Raw genomic sequence first — 16,649 nt, 5'->3', positions numbered from 1 at the left:
GGGGGGCCTCGCGGTGGGCAGGACCTACCGGCACGCCGGCGTGGTGCGGTGCCGGGGTGCGTTGGGGGCTCGGTCGGTCAGGTCACCGCGAGGCCGCGGCGCAGCGAGGGCTTGTCGATCTTGCCGACCGGATTCTTCGGCAGCTCGTCGAGGATGGTGACCTCGGCAGGCACCTTCACCCGGGTGAGGTGACCGGCGCAGTGCGCGAGGACGTCGTCGGCGGTGAGTTGCGAGTCCGGGTACCGCACCACGTAGGCGACGGGTTCCTCTCCCAGCACCTCGTGCGGGCGACCGACCACCGCGGACTCGAGCACACCCGGCAGTTGCGCGATGGTGGACTCGATCTCCTTGGGGTACAGGTTCTCTCCGCCACGGATGATCATGTCCTTGATGCGGTCGACGATCTGTAGGTAGCCGTCGGCGTCGAGGCGCCCGATGTCGCCGGTGTGCAGCCAGCCGTCACGGATGGTTTCGGCGGTGGCCTCGGGATTGTTCAGGTAGCCCGCCATCACGGTCGGTCCCGAGATGATGACCTCGCCGGTCTCGCCGGTGGGGACGTCGTGTCCGTCGGCGTCGACGATCCGGATCCGTTGTCTAGGAAGGGCCGGCCCGACGGTGCCGAGTTTGCGCACTCCGTCCACCGGGTTGCAGGCCGACGCGCAGGTGCCCTCGGTCAGGCCGTAGCCCTCGACGAGGCGCAGACCGTAGCGGGTCTGGCATGCGTCGAGCAGTTCTCGGCTGACCGGTGCAGCGCCGCAGATCGCGAAGCGGAGCGACGAGGTGTCGGGCCGCACCTCGGGGGGCATCGCGGTCAGCACCGCGAAGATCGTCGGCACGGCCGAGAAATAGGTGGGCCGAAGGGTTTCCACGTCGTCGAAGAAGCGCGACGCCGAGAATCCGGTGCGGATGGTGAGACGGGCACCGGCGCGCAACGGGGCGAAGGTGGACACCATGAGTGCGTTCGCGTGGAACAGCGGGAGGATCAGCATGCAATGGTCGTCGGCGGTCAGGCCGAAGTGCTCGGCCATCGCCGCGCTCATCGCGTCGACGTTGGCATGGGTGATCTGCACGCCCTTGGGACGTCCGGTGGAGCCGCTGGTGTAGATCAGCAGCGCGGTGTCGGCGCCGGCGACCGGTGCGGGCGCGAGTGGGCCCTCTCCGTCGGGGAGTTCGGTGGCCAGTTCGTCGACCGCCAGGCCGGCGACGCCCGAGGTGGGGGACGAACCGTCGACGCTGATGATCAGCCGAGCACCGGAGTCGCTGACCTGATGGTCGGCTTCGGTGTCGGTGAATGCCGGGTTGATCGGCGTGGCGGCGGCGCCCAGGCGCCACGCGGCGGCGATCGCCACGACCAGCTCGACCCGGTTGGGGAGCTTGATCGCAAGCACGTCACCGCGGCCGAGTCCGAGTCCACGGAGTTGGGCGGCCAGCGCGGCGGATCGGGCGTCGAACTCGGTGAAGGAGAGCTCGGTGCGCTCGTCGGCGAGTGCGGGCGCAGAACCGTGCTGCTCGGCGAGGTGCCAGGGGAGGTACGCGAGGTCAGGCATCGATGCCCTTTCGGACGGTCGGTCGGTGTGTGATGACCGACACTAAGCCGCCCGCTGTGATCTATCCCACGTCCTCTCGCAACGAAGTTCCGACGGGGTGTTGGCCAAAATGCACAAACACGCCCGCGGCCGTTTTATAGCTCGAAGCCGCGCTCAGCGCGGTTTCGAGCCATAAAACGGCTAGGTGAGGTTGCGCTTGAGGATCTTGCCCGAAGCGTTGCGCGGGAACTGGTCGACGAAGACCACCGACCGCGGGACCTTGAAATTCGCCAGATGCTCTTTGGCGTAGTCGATGACCGTCGCCTCGTCGAGGTCGGCGCCCTCGCGAACGGTGAGGTATGCGCGCCCGACCTCGCCGAGACGCTCGTCGGGTACGCCGATCACCGCAGATTCGGTGACCCCGTCGAGCCGTGCGAGTGTCTGCTCGATCTCGGCCGGATACACGTTGAAGCCGCCGGAGATGTACATGTCCTTGAGACGGTCGGTGATCTTGAGGTTGCCGCGGGCATCGATGGTCCCGATGTCGCCGGTGTGCAGCCAGCCGTCGGCGTCGATCGTCTCGGCGGTCGCCTCGGGGTCATCGAGGTATCCGACCATCACCATCTCGCCGCGCGCGAGGACCTCGCCGGCGTCGGACAGTGTGATCTCCATGCCGGGGAAGGCTCGACCGCAGGTGTTGGCGACGGTTTCGTCATCGTCGTCGGGGGTGCACGTGGACACGAAGCCGCTGGCCTCGGTCAGCCCGTAGGCGGTGATGACTGTGTCGACGCCGATGTCGTGCTGCAGACGTTCGACGAGCACCACCGGCACGATCGCCGCGCCGGTGATGACGATGCGCAGCGACGACAGGTCGTGGTCGGAACGTTTCGGGTCGTCGAGGATCGTCTGGAAGATGGTCGGTGCGCCGGGGAAGACGGTGATGCGGTGTTCGGCCACCATCTGCATCGACTTCTCCGGCGAGTACACGGCCAGGGGCACCATCGTCACGCCGAACAGCACGCACGGCAGGATGCCGGCCTTGTACCCGAACGTGTGGAAGTACGGGTTGGCCATGAGATAACGGTCGTCGGGGGAGAGGGCCGCGTTGGCACCCCACCCGTGTGACCCGGTCATCGTCTGACGGTGAGTTGCCAACACTCCCTTGGACTTCCCGGTGGTGCCGGAGGTGAACAGGATGTCGCAGATGTCGTCTTCGGAGACGGCCGCCGCGCGACGGTCCGCCTCGTCGCGTGCATCCGGGGTCGCCCGGGACAGGAAGTCGTCCCAGTCCACGGCACCGTCGGGTACGGCTTCGCCCGCCGAGAACGGCACCCGCACCACCAGATCCGGCATCGCGTCACGGTGCTTGTCGAGCAGTTCCGTGCAGTGGTCGGCGGCGAGGAACGGTCCCGACACGACGACGCCCTTCGCGCCGGAACGTTCGATGATCTCGATCGCCTCATTCGCGGTGTAGCGCGTGTTCAACGGCACGAGTGTCGCTCCGGCGCAGTGGATGCCGAGTGCGGCGATCGGCCAGTGGAAGCTGTTCGGTGACCAGAGGGCCACGCGATCGCCGGCCTCGATGCCCGACGCCACGAGCGCCGCCGCGAAGTCGCGCGCCGCATCGCGCAGCTGTGACCAGGTCAGTTCGACGTGCGGTTGTGGCGAAAGGTGCCACTGGTCGTCGATGAGGGCGATACGGTCGGGCCAGCTGTGTGCGGCGTGTGCCAGCGCGGCCGGAGTCGTGATCGCGGAGAGTTTCCCGAGCTGGGACGTCTGCGCCATGGCCCCAACCTAGCACTTGCTTGGTGCGTTATGCTAGCTCGCATGACCTCGATCAATCTGGCCGATCGTGCCGTCGACCTGGGCGAATGGGCCAAGGCCACGCCGAACTCCGCCGAGGTGTTCGCCAAGGCGGTGCGCACCTGGCTGGAGGACAACCTCACCGGGACGTTCGACGGCCTCAAGGGGCGCGGCGGACCCGGCAGCGAGCACGAGTTCTTCGCCGAACGCCTCGAATGGGACCGTCACCTGGCTGCCGGCGGATGGACCTGCATCGGTTGGCCTCCCGAACACGGCGGTCGCGGGGCGACGCTGGAGCAGCGGATCATCTTCCACCGCGAGTACGCCCGCGCCAACGCGCCCGCCCGGGTGAACCATCTGGGCGAGGAGCTGCTCGGTCCGACGCTCATCGCGTACGGCACGGAGGAGCAGAAGAAGCGCTTCCTGCCGGGCATCGTCGACGTCACCGAGCTGTGGTCGCAGGGTTACTCCGAACCCGGCGCGGGCTCCGACCTCGCCGGGGTCTCGACGAATGCCCGTGTCGAGGACGGCAAGTGGATCATCAACGGCCAGAAGATGTGGACCTCGCTGGCGCATGTCGCGCAGTGGGTGTTCGTGATAGCGCGGACGGAGAAAGGGTCGACACGACATGCGGGTCTGAGCTTCCTCCTGGTCCCGCTCGACCAGCCCGGCGTCACCGTGCGCCCGATCCAACAGCTCACCGGCACATCGGAATTCAACGAGGTCTTCTTCGACGACGCGGTGACCGACGCGGACCTGATCGTCGGCGAACCCGGTGACGGCTGGAAGGTCGCCATGGGTCTGTTGCAGTTCGAGCGCGGTGTGTCCACTCTGGGCCAGCAGGTCGGGTTCGCGCGTGAGCTCGAGAACCTGACCGAGGTCGCGCGCACGAACGGCGCGGTCGACGACCCCGAACTCTCCTCCCGGCTCGCGCGCGCCGACATCGGGCTCAAAGTCATGCGGGCACACGCCCAACGGACCCTCGACGGCGACGTGACCAGTCAGGCCGGAGCCGCGTCGGTGTCGAAGCTGTTGTGGGCCAACTGGCATCGCGATCTCGGCGAACTCGCGATGGATGTCGTCGGGGCGCCGGCACTGATCGGTCCCGACGCGACCGCGGAAGGACAGCCCAACGACATCACCGATCCCGAACACGTCGAACTCGACGAATGGCAACGGCTCTACCTCTTCACCCGCGCCGACACCATCTACGGCGGCTCGAACGAGGTGCAGCGCAACATCATCGCCGAGCGTGTGCTCGGCCTTCCCCGAGAGGCACGCTGACATGACCCAGACTGATGTGACGGAGCACGGTGCACGGGCGATCTCGCCGCTGGCCGTCCCGCCCGCCGAGACCCCCGGTCACAATCTGCTGCTCGGTAAGAAGGTCGTGATCACCGCAGCTGCCGGCACCGGAATCGGATTCGCATCGGCCCGTCGGGCACTCCTCGAAGGTGCGGACGTCCTCGTCAGCGACTGGCACGAACGCCGCCTCGGTGAGGCCGCCGAGAAGCTCGCGGTCGAATTCCCCGAACGGACGGTTGCCCAGCGCACCTGCAACGTCCAGGTCACCGCCGAGGTCGACGCCCTGATCGCCGACGCCGCAACCGAACTCGGTCGCATCGACGTACTGGTCAACAACGCCGGACTCGGCGGGGAGACGCCGGTCGCCGACATGACCGACGAAGAGTGGGATCGTGTCCTCGACATCACGCTCACCGGCACCTTCCGCGCCACCCGAGCCGCGCTCCGTTACTTCGGCTCAGTCGAGCACAACGGCGTCATCGTCAACAACGCCTCGGTCCTCGGCTGGCGTGCCCAGCGCGGACAGGCGCACTACGCCGCGGCGAAGGCCGGCGTCATGGCGTTGACCCGGTGTTCGGCACTCGAAGCCGCCGACGTGGGGGTGCGGATCAATGCGATCGCGCCGTCGATCGCCAAGCACCCGTTCCTCGCGAAGGTCACCAGCGACGACCTTCTCGACGAACTGGCCTCGAAGGAGGCCTACGGCCGTGCCGCCGAGGTATGGGAGGTCGCCGCGACCGTCGCCATGCTCGCCAGCGACTACACCACATACCTCACCGGCGAGGTCATCTCGATCTCCAGCCAGCGAGCCTGAACCGGTTGCCCTCCAGCACCGCCCACCCAAAGGAGTACCGCCCATGACCACGCCGCAGGCCTACATCGTCGACGCCATCCGCACCCCCGTCGGCAGACGCAACGGCTCGCTCGCCAAGGTCCACCCCGCCGACCTCGGCGCGCACATCATCTCCGCACTCGTCGAGCGGACCGGCATCGACCCCAACGTCGTCGACGACGTCGTGTTCGGCTGCGTCGACGCCATCGGCCCCCAGGCCGGCAACATCGCACGCACCGCATGGCTGGCCGCAGGTCTGCCGCTCGACATCCCCGGCACGACCGTCGACCGGCAATGTGGATCGAGCCAGCAGGCCATCCACTTCGCCGCGCAGGGCGTCATGAGCGGCACCCAGGACGTCGTCGTCGCCGGCGGCGTGCAGAACATGAGCGCGATCCCGATCTCCCAGGCCATGATCGCCGGCCAGGAGTTCGGATTCACCACGCCCACCGCAGAATCCGCGGGATGGCGGGAGCGCTTCGGCGACACCGAGATCTCGCAGTTCGTCGGCGCGGGAATGATGGCCGAGAAGTGGGACATCAGCCGCGAGGACATGGAGCACTGGGCCCTGCAGTCCCACGGGCGCGCCCGCGCGGCCATCGCCGCCGGCCGGTTCGACAACGAGAACGTCCCGCTCGGCGACTGCGTCGTCGACGAGTGCCCGCGTGAGACCTCGCTGGAGAAGATGGCCGGACTGCAGCCGCTCGCCGAGGGCTCGCGCCTGACCGCGGCCGTCGCCTCGCAGATCTGCGACGGCTCGTCGGCCACCCTCGTCGTCTCCGAACGCGCGCTCAAAGAGCACAACCTCACCCCGCGCGCCCGCATCCACCACATGTCCGTCCGCGGCGACGACCCGGTGATGATGCTGTCCGCGCCCATCCCCGCCACCAAGTACGCACTCGGCAAGGCCGGCCTGTCCATCGACGACATCGACGTCGTCGAGATCAACGAGGCCTTCGCGCCGGTCGTGCTCGCCTGGCTGAAGGAGACCGGCGCCGACCCCGCGAAGGTCAACCCCAACGGCGGTGCCATCGCACTCGGACACCCGCTCGGTGCCACCGGCGCCAAGCTGTTCGCCACCCTCCTCAACGAACTCGAACGCACCGGCGGCCGCTACGGCCTCCAGACGATGTGTGAGGGCGGCGGGACCGCCAACGTCACGATCATCGAAAGGCTCAGCTGAGTAGGGCCGGTCAGCCGCGGGTGTGAGGGCGGCGGGACCGCCAACGTCACGATCATCGAAAGGCTCAGCTGAGTAGGGGCGGTCAGCCGCGGGTGTGAGGGCGGCGGGACCGCCAACGTCACGATCATCGAGCGCCTGAGCTGACCACCCGCAAAGTCGAGACCTCCCCGAAGATCCCCCGGGTGAGGTCTCGACCTTTCGGCGTGCCGGTCGTACCATTCTGACAACGGGTGTACCCACATCCTGGTGTGATCTGGCGCATACTATGGTGTGGGACAAGCGGACTCTTTTGTTCCAAACGCCGCACGTCCGACCTGCAGCACGAACTACCTGAGGGGATCTCGATGACCAAGCCTGCTGAGCACACCAGCACCGGGGCGACGACCGCGAAGCGTGGCGTCTCCTCGGAAGAGCACACACTGACCGAGCTGGTCGAGATCCAGCGGGCCGCGTTTCTGCGTGACGGCATCCCCGACGCCGACACCCGCATCGACCGCATCACCCGACTGGCCGCGCTGCTGCTCGACCACTCCGACGAGATCGCTGCCGCGCTGACCGAGGACTACGGCTCACGTCCGCGCGAGCTGTCGCTGGCCGCCGACGTCGCGGGCTGCATGATCGACCTCACGCACCAGCGTCGTGGCGTCAAGGAGTGGATGGGTGAGACCAAGTACGCCAAGGTCCAGGGGCTGCTGGGCTACAAGCAGAGCGTGCGCCACGACCCGCTCGGCGTCGTCGGCATCATGGGACCCTGGAACTTCCCGCTGCAGCTGACGATCGTTCCGGCCGGCTCGGCGTTCGCCGCGGGTAACCGCGTGCTGATGCGCCCGTCGTCGATCACCGCGAAGACCACGGACGTTCTCGCCAAGTACGCACCCGACTACTTCTCCATCGAAGAGCTGGCCATCGTCACCTCGAAGCACGGGTCGGGCTCGGACTTCGCGAAGCTCAAGGTCGATCACATGTTCTTCACCGGCTCGCCCGAGGTCGGCGCCTCGGTGGCCCAGGAGGCCGCCAAGAACCTGATCCCGGTCACCCTGGAGCTGGGCGGCAAGAACCCGGCCGTCGTCGACCTCGACGCCGACATCGACAAGGCCGCCAACATGCTCGCCGACGCCCGCCTGGTCAACGGCGGCCAGGTGTGCCTGTGCCCCGACTACGTGTTCGTCCCGGAGGCCAAGCTCGGCGAGTTCACCGACAAGGTGGTCGCGCGCTGGACCGAGCACTTCCCGACGATCTACGACAACGACCAGTACACCGCGACGATCAACCAGAAGAACTTCGACCGCATCGTGGGCCTCATCGACGACGCCGTCGCGCTCGGTGCCACCAAGCGCCAGGTCATCCCCGGCGGTGAGCCGCTGCCGAACGCCGAGCGTCGCAAGATCCCGCCGACGCTCCTGACCGGCGTCAAGGCCGGCATGAAGATCGAGGAGGACGAGGTCTTCGGTCCGGTACTGACCGTGTACCCGTACCGCGAGCTGTCCGAGGTCATCAGCCACGTCTCGTCGCATCCGCATCCGCTGACCATGTACTGGTGCGGCGATCGCAACGACCGCTTCGAGGAGCTGGCCGACAACACCCGCAGCGGCTCGATCAATGGCAACGACTTCGCCATCCACCTGTTCAGCGGCGAGCTGCCGTTCGGTGGCGTCGGTCGCTCCGGCATGGGCGGCTACCACGGCCGGACCGGCTTCGAGACCTTCAGCCACGCCCGCGCGGTCGCGTTCTCGACGCTGCCGCTGACGGTGGCCGAGATGATGTCGCCGCCGTTCCTGTCCAAGGACACGAAGATGACCGATCAGCAGCTCAAGCTGTTCAAGTTCTTCAACACCCGTGCCATGAAGAAGGTGCGCAAGCGCCTCGGCGCCTGACACGGGCGCGCATGATCTGCGCGTAGGACGCTTGGCCGGGTTCGTCGGATGACGTACCCGGCCAAGCGCTTGCTAGGGTGATGGCAGACTCCAGGAGGATGCGTGTCACCACGTGGTCAGACCAAGGCCAATGAAAAAGGCGGGACCGACGTAAAAGCCGGCGCCGATACCGTCGTCCGTTCGTCGCGCCGTGACGAGTTGCTCGCCACCGCCGGGCGGATGTTCGCCGAGAACGGCCTACGTTCGACGACGGTGCGCGACATCGCCGACGCCGCGGGAATCCTGTCGGGAAGCCTCTACCATCACTTCGACTCCAAGGAGTCGATGGTCGACGAGATCCTGCGCCGGTTCCTCGACGACCTGTTCGCCCGGTACCGCCACATCGCCTCGGCGGGACTTTCGGCAACCGAGACGCTCCGCGGGCTCGTCGTGGCCTCCTTCGAGTCGATCGACGCCGAACGGAATGCGGTCGCGATCTACCAAGACGAGGCCAAGCGGCTGTCGGGGCAGGAGCGGTTCGGCTACATCTCGGAGCTGAACGTCGAGTTCCGCCAACTGTGGCACGCGGTGCTACAGCGGGGCGTCGACGACGGTGAATTCCGTCCGGATCTCGATGTCGAACTGGTGTACCGCTTCATGCGCGACACCGTGTGGGTGGCCGTGCGCTGGTACCGGCCGGGCGGCGCGATGACGGTCGAGGCGATCGCCGATCAGTACCTGTCGATCGTGCTCGACGGCATTCTGCCCCGCTGAGACCGGCGAGAAGTTAGGGTACCTTTCCTTAACTCCTCGGCGGCCGCTAAGGTTCGCCTATGACAACTGGCGGAACCGAAGTGGCCGCACCTGCACCGACCCGGGTGCCGGAGGAGACGCCCGACGACCCGCAGGCTGCCCGGACCAGGGCTCGGGCGGAGGCCAAGGCCAAGTCGGCGGCTCTCGCCGACGTGCTGGCACCGGTGAAGACGCGGACCGTCCTCGCCCAATTCGTCCAGATCTTCGCCTCGGCCGCGACCGTGGTGCCGTTCATCGGCATCGTCGAGCTCGGGCGCACTCTTCTGGCGCCGGGACCGACCGACACCGGCCGGGTCTGGCTGGTGGTGTGGCTCGTCGTGGGCGGTCTCGCGGCGCGCGCCCTGTTCGCCTTCCTGGCGCTGGCGATCACCCACTTCGCCGACCTCGACCTCCAGGCACAACTCCGAATCCGTATCGCCGACAAGCTCGGTCGGCTCCCACTCGGCTGGTTCAGTCGTACCAGTTCGGGTGCGGTGCGCAAGTCGGTGCAGAACGACGTCGCCGACCTGCACTATCTGGTCGCCCACGCCCAGGTGGAGGCGACCGCCGCGGTGCTGTCGCCGATCTTCGCGCTGATCTACTGCTTCGTCCTCGACTGGCGCCTCGGTCTGCTGGCCATCGCCACGGTGCCGTTGTATGCGCTCACGTACTCGTACATGGCGCGTGATCTGACCGCCGAGATGGAGAAGATGGACTCCGGCGTCGCGCGCATCAGCGCGACCATCGTCGAGTTCATCGCCGGTGTCGCCGTGGTCAAGACGTTCGGGCAGACCGGAAAAGCCCACCGCCGCTTCATCGATGCCGCCGACGAGTTCAACGACGACTTCGCCGGTTACATGGGCCCGATGCTCCGCGTCCAGGCCATCACCACGGTCCTGATCTCCGCCCCGCTGATCCTGCTGGTCAACCTCGGCGTCGGATACTGGTTCGTCGACCAGGGCTGGGTGTCGCCGATCGAACTCGTCGGTTCGACGCTGATCGCGATGGTGCTGCCGACGGCGCTCCTGACGGTGTCCACCGCGGTCCACACCCGCCAGCAGGCGTCGGCCGCGGCGCTGCGCATCGCGGATCTGCTCGCCGAACCCGAGCTGACGGTCCCCGAGAACCCGCGGGTTCCCGTCGGCCACGACGTGCGAATCGAGAACGTGCACTTCACCTATCCGCCGCGACTGGGCGTGCCCGCCGGGGTCAGGGCACTCGACGGCGTCAGCGTCGAACTCGCCGAGGGCACCGTGACCGCGCTGGTCGGACCGTCGGGAAGCGGAAAGTCGACCCTGGCGACACTGTTGCCGCGATTCGGCGATCCCGACTCCGGGTCGGTGCGCATCGGCGGGGTCGACGTCCGCGACATCGCCCCGACCGAGCTCTATCGGCACGTCGGATTCGTGCTGCAGGACGTGCAGCTGCTGACGATGTCGGTGCGGGACAACATCCGTCTCGGCCGGCCCGGCGCCTCCGAGGAGCAGGTCCACGACGCCGCGCGTGCGGCCCGGATCCACGAGCGCATCCTGGAACTGCCCGACGGATACGACACCGTCGTCGGCGACGGAGCACATTTCTCCGGTGGTGAGGCGCAACGGGTCTCGATCGCCCGCGCCCTGCTCGCGGACACCCCGATCCTCGTGCTCGACGAGGCGACCGCCTTCGCCGACCCGGAATCGGAAGCCCAGATCCAGCAGGCCATCGGCGCGCTGATGGTCGGTCGGACGGTTCTCGTCATCGCGCACCGTCTCGGTTCGATCACCCACGCGGACAACATCGTCGTGCTCGATCGCGGCCGCGTCGTCGAGCAGGGACGTCAGGACGAACTGGTCGCCAACGGTGGTCTGTACGCGTCGATGTGGGCCAGCTACGAGGCCGGCACCACCCGGCAGGACGAGAAGATCGCGCTCGGCGCGGTCGAGAGTGGCGAGGTGGCACGATGATCCGCGGTTTCTACACGATCTTGGGTTCCGAGCGTGCCCGCATGGTCGTCTTCCTGAGCTGGGTCGTCCTGTACGGCGTCGCCCAGGGCCTCGCAATGCTCACACTCGTCCCGATCACCGAGAACCTGCTGACCGGTGACCTCTCCGGCGCGGCGAAGTGGTTGTGGCCGTTGGCCGTCCTGGTGCTGATCTGTGGGGTGAGTGCGTACGTCCAATCGCTCAAGGGCATGACGATGGCCCTGTACGCGATGCGCATGCTGCACCACCGTCTCGGCGACCACATGGTCACCCTGCCCCTCGGCTGGTTCACCCGCGAACGCATCGGCGACGTCTCGCAGATCGCCGTCAAGGGAACGATGTTCGTGGGCAGCACCGGCGCGCACTACATCACGCCGGTCGTCGTGAACACGGTCAGCTCGGTGGTCGTCGTGTTGGGAATCTGCTTCTTCGACTGGCGGATCGGCCTGCTGATGGTCGCCGGGACGCTGGTCCTCATGTACGTCGGCAAGCTGTCCAGCCGGTTCCTGGCGAAGGCCGAGCGCCGCAAGCGCGCCGAGGCCGTGAAGGTCAACAACCGGGTACTGGAGTACGCGCGCTGCCAGGCCGTGTTGCGTGCCTTCGGCGCTGCCGACTCCGCACACGCACCGCTGGCCGAAGCGCTCGGCCAGCAAGCGCGGGTGGGCAAGTCGATGCTCTGGCGCTCCATCCTGGGCATCCTGCTCAACGGGCTCTCGGTCCAGGTCGTGTTCAGCGCGGTCCTCGCCCTCGGCGCCTGGCTCGCGGTGTCCGGTCACATCGAGCCGGCCCTGCTCGTCGCGGTGTTCGGTCTCGCGGCACGCTTCTTCGGCCCGATCGGCGAACTCGCCGAACTCGGTTCGACGCTGCGCATGTCGACCGACGAGATCAACCGCATCACCGGTGTCCTCGACACCGACCGGATGCCCGCCCCGGACCAACCGCAACCGATCACCGAGCCGGGTTCGGTCGAACTGTCGCAGGTCGCTTTCGGTTACGAGAACGGCACCCCGGTGCTGCGAGATGTGTCGTTGCGCGCGCAGCCCGGCACGATGACCGCGCTCGTCGGCCCGTCGGGCTCGGGCAAGTCGACGATCTTCCGTCTGATCGCCCGGTTCTACGACGTCGACGGCGGTTCGGTGAAGGTCGGCGGTGTCGACGTCCGCGACCAGGAGACCGGCGCGCTGATGGGCCAGCTGTCGCAGGTCTTCCAGGACGTCTATCTGTTCGACGACACACTGTGGGAGAACATCAAACTCGGCCGCCCCGATGCCTCCGACGCCGAGATCCGCGCGGCCGCCGAGACCGCCGGTGTCACGTCCATCGTCGAGCGTCTGTCCGACGGGTGGGACACCGTCGTCGGCGAAGGCGGATCTGCGCTCTCCGGGGGTGAGCGGCAACGTGTTTCGATCGCTCGCGCGCTCCTCAAGGACGCCCCGATCGTGCTCTTCGACGAGGCGACCTCCGCTCTCGACCCGGAGAACGAATCGCACGTCGCCGAATCCATCCGTCGCCTCGCCGACCGCAGCACCGTGCTCGTCATCGCGCACAAGTTGTCGACCGTGATCGCCGCCGACCAGATCGTCGTCCTCGACGACCGGGGCGGCGTCGACGACATCGGTACGCATGACGAACTGCTCAGCCGCGGTGGCCGTTACACCGAGTTCTGGAACCAGCGCACCGCAGCCGCGGGCTGGACGCTCACGCCATCGTCGTGACAACCTCTGCTGCCTGAGATGCGAGGAGCGGCGGGGTCCCCCATCTGCTCCCTGAGGAGCGAGCTTGCGAGCGTCTCGAAGGGTCAGCCCAGCGAACCGAGCGTCTTCAGCCGTTCGTGGGCCTGGTGCATGATCGACTGGATCAGCTCGTCGCAGCTCGGCAGGTCATCGATCATGCCGACGACCTGTCCCGACGCGAGAACACCGGCGCGGGTGTCACCCTCGACGAGTCCGGCCTTCAGCAGCATCGGGGTGTTGCCGGCCATGATGACCTGCTGCCAGGTCCGCTCACCCGACTTCTTCATCGTGCGACCGTCTTTGAGCATGGTGGTCCAGCGCATGCCGGTCATCTGTTTGAACTCGTTGGCATTTCGGGCCGCGGCGAACAGCGCCCGCACCGGACTGCCGCTTTCCAGTGCCTCGACGAGCGGGGTACGCAGCACGCGGTGGGGCATGCCGTCGACCTTCACCGACACGACGGTGTCGTTGAGGCCGCGCTGCAGGTACTCCTGCTTGACCGAGTCGGGGACCGCGCTGTCGGAGGTCAGCAGGAACCGGGTTCCCATCGCGACGCCCTGGGCGCCGTAGGCGAGCGCCGCGGCGAGTCCGCGACCGTCGAAGAAGCCACCCGCAGCGACCACCGGCATGTCGATGTTCTTCGCGGACAGCGCATCCAGGACGGACGGCAGCAGCAGGGTGGTGGCGACCGGACCGGTGTGACCGCCGCCCTCGCCACCCTGAACGATGACCGCATCGGCGCCCCAGGAGGCGACCTTCACCGCGTGTTTCGCTGCGCCGATCGACGGGATCACGACGATGCCGTGGTCCTTGAGCTTCGCGATCAGCTCGGGCTTCGGCGCGAGCGCGAACGACGCGACCTTGACGCCCTCGCGGATCAGCAGATCGATCCGTTCCGGGGCGTCGGTGGCGTCGGCGCGCATGTTCACGCCGAACGGCTTGGTGGTCAACGACTTCGTCTTGGCGATCGCGGCCTCGAGTTCGGCGAAGGTCATCGTCGCCGACGCCAGGATGCCGAGACCGCCGGCATTCGACGTCGCCGAGGTCAGCGACGGCCCGGAAACCCAGCCCATTCCCGTCTGCACGATCGGGTACTCGACCCCGACCAGCTCGGTGAACGACGTGGACAGGCCGGCCGCCCGCGCCGGACTCATCGGACTTCCTTGTTGCGAACACCCTTGGGATCGAGGACGTCTCGGATCAGGCCGAGTTCCTCGGCGGTGGGCTGCCGGGTCTCCGGAGCGTCGGCGAGACCCTCGATCTCGAAGCCGGTGTTCTCCGCGACCTCGTCGGCGGTGACCCCCGGATGCAGCGACAGTGCCCGCATCGTGTGACCCGCCCCGCCGAAGTCGAAGACACCGAGGTTGGTGACGACTCGATGGATGTTCAGGTCGTCGTATGCCGGGTTGTCCGGGTCGACCTTGTCGTATCCGATGCCGGACACGATGTCGACGGTCTCCCCGAAGACGCGTGCCGTGTGACGCGGCACCCAGTAGCTCGTCGGGTGGTTGATGGTGTTGCCGGGTGCGCCGCGGACACCGAACATCTGCCGCGTCGGGTGCTGCAGCGGGCCGAGCGCCGACAGGTTCTGGTTCCCGTGACGATCGATCTGGTTGGCGCCCATGACCACATGACGACGGCCCGACGCCACGACGTCGAACACCTTGCGGAACGGCATCCAGCCCTCGATGGGGCCGGTCTTGCCGATCGGCGGTGTGTCGGCGAGGATCAGCGCCTCGCCGTCGGTGATCAGCAGGTCGGGTTCGGTGGTGAGGCGTGCCAGGCGAGCGCCCAGCAGGGGGACGGGCGCCATCGGCGACGCCATGATCTCGCCGGCACCGGCGAAGATGCCGGCGCATGAGATGACGCAGTACTCGGCGCGCGTGACTTCGACAGGCTCAGCCAGCGGGGAGGAAGGCTCAGCCGGCGGGATATTCGTTGCCTGTGTCTCTGCGGTGCTCACTGTGCGTTCTCCTCCTGCTCGGCCTGCCATGCGGTCACCTCTCGCTGGTAGGTCGCCTCGTCGACCTGAAGGAATCGGCGCGAGAACGCTTCCCAGGTGTCGGGTTCCTTGGCGCTGGCGACGTAGAACTGCTGGAACTTCTCGTCCCGCCCGTACTCGCCGGCAAAGGTGAAGTGCGCGCCGTTGGGGGCGTGCACCACGCGGTCGACGTTCATCCGGTTCAGCAGGAGTCGCTGATGCGGAACGGTTTTCACCAGTACCTCGTTCGAGACGAGCTGATCGGTCTCCAGGTAGCGGCGCTCGGCGGCCGCGCAGTAGAGGTCGTCGAAGTACGGGTCCACGCCGGTGTAGGCGGCGTTGCCGTGGGCGTCGGCCAGATCCAGGTGGACGAAAGCGGCGTCGAGCTTGAGCGCCGGCATCGCGACCAGCGTCTGGGTCCGTCCGTCGGCGTCCGGATACGGGGATTCGACGGTTTTCAGTTCGCCCTCCCAGAAGTTCAGGACGTCGGAACCGAGTCCGGCGCGGATCGGGAGGAACGGCAGCCGTGCGGCCGCGGCCTCCAGGCCGCACTTGACCATGCCCTCGTCCATCTCGCGCACCCCGATCTCGCCGTTGGTGCGCGCCTTCGCGAACCACGGGTCGTAGAACGGGGCGGAGTCGAGCGACACGAAGCCGTAGTATGCGCGACGCACCTTGCCTGCGGCGCAGAGCAACCCGAGGTCGGGGCCGCCGTAGGTCACGACGGTGAGGTCCTTGACGTCCGAGCGGGCGATCGCGCGCACGAGCGCCATCGGCTTGCGGCGCGAACCCCAGCCGCCGATCCCGATGGTCATCCCGTCGCGGAGCTCCGCGACGACGTCGTCGAGAGTGCTTGTCTTGTCGGTCGGCATCTCAGGCGTGTCCTCCGTTGTGAGAAGCGTTCGAGGCGAGCGGTTTACCGGTCGAGACGAAGGCGTCGCGGTGCTCGTCGGCGACGCCGGCCAGGTTCAGCTCGAAGGTGTAGCCCTGTTCCAGGCGGTAACTGGCCTTCACGTCCACCGGATCGATGTTGTTGATGGCCTCTTTGGCCGCGCGGATCACCCGGGTGTCCTTGGCCGCGATGGCCTCGGCGACCTCGAGTGCGGCGTCGAGCAGGTCCTCGCGGGGGACGACCCGGTACACCGAACCGAAGTGCTCGAGTTGCTGGGCGGTGACGTTCTCCGCGGTGAAGTAGAGGGTGCGCATCATGTGCTGCGGCACCAGGCGCGCGAGATGTGTTGCCGCACCGAGGGCGCCGCGGTCGACCTCGGGAAGCCCGAAGACCGCGTCGTCGGAGGCGACGATGACATCGGCGTTGCCGACCAGACCGATTCCGCCGCCCACGCAGAAGCCGTTGACCGCGACGACCACCGGCACCGCGCAGTCGTAGACCGCGCCGAAGGCGGCCGCGCATCCCCGGTTGGCGCCGATCAGGGCGTCGAAGCCCTCGGTGGCCTGCATCTCCTTGATGTCGACGCCGGCGTTGAAGCCTCGTCCTTCGGCGCGTAACACCACGACGTGTGTGGCCGGATCGTTGCCGGCCGCCGTGATGGCGTCGGCGAGTTCGAACCACGCTGCCGATGGCAGCGCGTTGACCGGCGGGTAGTCGACCGTGATGGTCACGATGCCGGACTCGGTACGTGTCGTGGTGATCGGCACGCGTGCTCCTCTCGTGGC

General features: G+C 67.6%; 13 protein-coding genes. 7 read left to right on the top strand and 6 right to left on the bottom strand.

Features of this window, described 5'->3' with window-relative positions:
- Positions 1–77: 77 nt before the first annotated feature.
- Positions 78–1,547, bottom strand: coding sequence for a class I adenylate-forming enzyme family protein (locus tag NWF34_RS02595; RefSeq protein WP_258324169.1), 1,470 nt, complete (start codon positions 1,545–1,547; stop codon positions 78–80).
- Positions 1,548–1,727: 180 nt separating this feature from the next.
- Positions 1,728–3,311, bottom strand: a complete 1,584-nt coding sequence (locus NWF34_RS02590; RefSeq protein WP_258324168.1) for a FadD3 family acyl-CoA ligase — start codon at positions 3,309–3,311, stop codon at positions 1,728–1,730.
- Between the two features lie 42 nt (positions 3,312–3,353).
- Between NWF34_RS02590 and NWF34_RS02585 the strand changes: the two genes are divergently transcribed.
- The 7 genes from NWF34_RS02585 (at position 3,354) to NWF34_RS02555 (ending at position 12,973) form a co-directional block, all read left to right on the top strand.
- The gene (locus NWF34_RS02585) at positions 3,354–4,613 is read left to right on the top strand and encodes an acyl-CoA dehydrogenase family protein (RefSeq protein ID WP_258324167.1); all 1,260 of its coding nucleotides are present in this window, start codon (positions 3,354–3,356) and stop codon (positions 4,611–4,613) included.
- 1 nt (position 4,614) lies between these two features.
- The gene (locus tag NWF34_RS02580; protein WP_258324166.1) at positions 4,615–5,448 is read left to right on the top strand and encodes an SDR family oxidoreductase; all 834 of its coding nucleotides are present in this window, start codon (positions 4,615–4,617) and stop codon (positions 5,446–5,448) included.
- 43 nt (positions 5,449–5,491) lie between these two features.
- The gene (locus NWF34_RS02575) at positions 5,492–6,649 is read left to right on the top strand and encodes an acetyl-CoA C-acetyltransferase (protein ID WP_258324164.1); all 1,158 of its coding nucleotides are present in this window, start codon (positions 5,492–5,494) and stop codon (positions 6,647–6,649) included.
- Positions 6,650–6,993: 344 nt separating this feature from the next.
- Positions 6,994–8,523, top strand: coding sequence for an aldehyde dehydrogenase family protein (locus NWF34_RS02570; RefSeq protein ID WP_258324163.1), 1,530 nt, complete (start codon positions 6,994–6,996; stop codon positions 8,521–8,523).
- Between the two features lie 102 nt (positions 8,524–8,625).
- The gene (locus NWF34_RS02565; protein WP_309148621.1) at positions 8,626–9,276 is read left to right on the top strand and encodes a TetR/AcrR family transcriptional regulator; all 651 of its coding nucleotides are present in this window, start codon (positions 8,626–8,628) and stop codon (positions 9,274–9,276) included.
- 59 nt (positions 9,277–9,335) lie between these two features.
- Complete coding sequence (locus tag NWF34_RS02560; RefSeq protein ID WP_258324162.1) at positions 9,336–11,240, top strand: ABC transporter ATP-binding protein; 1,905 nt, start codon at positions 9,336–9,338, stop codon at positions 11,238–11,240.
- A complete protein-coding gene (locus NWF34_RS02555) occupies positions 11,237–12,973 on the top strand; it encodes an ABC transporter ATP-binding protein (RefSeq protein ID WP_258324161.1) in 1,737 nt (578 codons plus the stop codon). Before NWF34_RS02560 ends, NWF34_RS02555 begins: the two co-directional genes overlap by 4 nt.
- Positions 12,974–13,056: 83 nt before the next feature.
- Here NWF34_RS02555 and NWF34_RS02550 read toward each other — a convergent pair whose 3' ends face one another.
- Genes NWF34_RS02550 through echA20 form a run of 4 tightly spaced genes read right to left on the bottom strand, consistent with a single transcriptional unit; the run spans position 13,057 to position 16,631 of the window.
- Positions 13,057–14,145 carry a nitronate monooxygenase family protein gene (locus NWF34_RS02550; RefSeq protein ID WP_006437741.1) on the bottom strand — a complete coding sequence of 363 codons (1,089 nt, stop codon included), beginning with the start codon at positions 14,143–14,145 and terminating at the stop codon, positions 13,057–13,059.
- Positions 14,142–14,954, bottom strand: a complete 813-nt coding sequence (locus NWF34_RS02545) for a CoA-transferase subunit beta (RefSeq protein ID WP_258324160.1) — start codon at positions 14,952–14,954, stop codon at positions 14,142–14,144. The genes NWF34_RS02550 and NWF34_RS02545 overlap by 4 nt, the downstream gene beginning before the upstream one ends.
- Positions 14,951–15,844, bottom strand: a complete 894-nt coding sequence (locus NWF34_RS02540; RefSeq protein WP_258324159.1) for a CoA transferase subunit A — start codon at positions 15,842–15,844, stop codon at positions 14,951–14,953. Before NWF34_RS02540 ends, NWF34_RS02545 begins: the two co-directional genes overlap by 4 nt.
- Position 15,845: 1 nt before the next feature.
- On the bottom strand, positions 15,846–16,631 hold the full coding sequence (echA20, locus tag NWF34_RS02535; RefSeq protein ID WP_258324158.1) for a (7aS)-7a-methyl-1,5-dioxo-2,3,5,6,7,7a-hexahydro-1H-indene-carboxyl-CoA hydrolase: 786 nt from the start codon (positions 16,629–16,631) through the stop codon (positions 15,846–15,848).
- Between the last annotated feature and the right edge of the window lie 18 nt (positions 16,632–16,649).

This window comes from Gordonia sp. GONU (assembly GCF_024733855.1).
Lineage (GTDB): Bacteria > Actinomycetota > Actinomycetes > Mycobacteriales > Mycobacteriaceae > Gordonia > Gordonia amicalis.
This window is presented reverse-complemented; position numbering and strand designations above follow the sequence as displayed.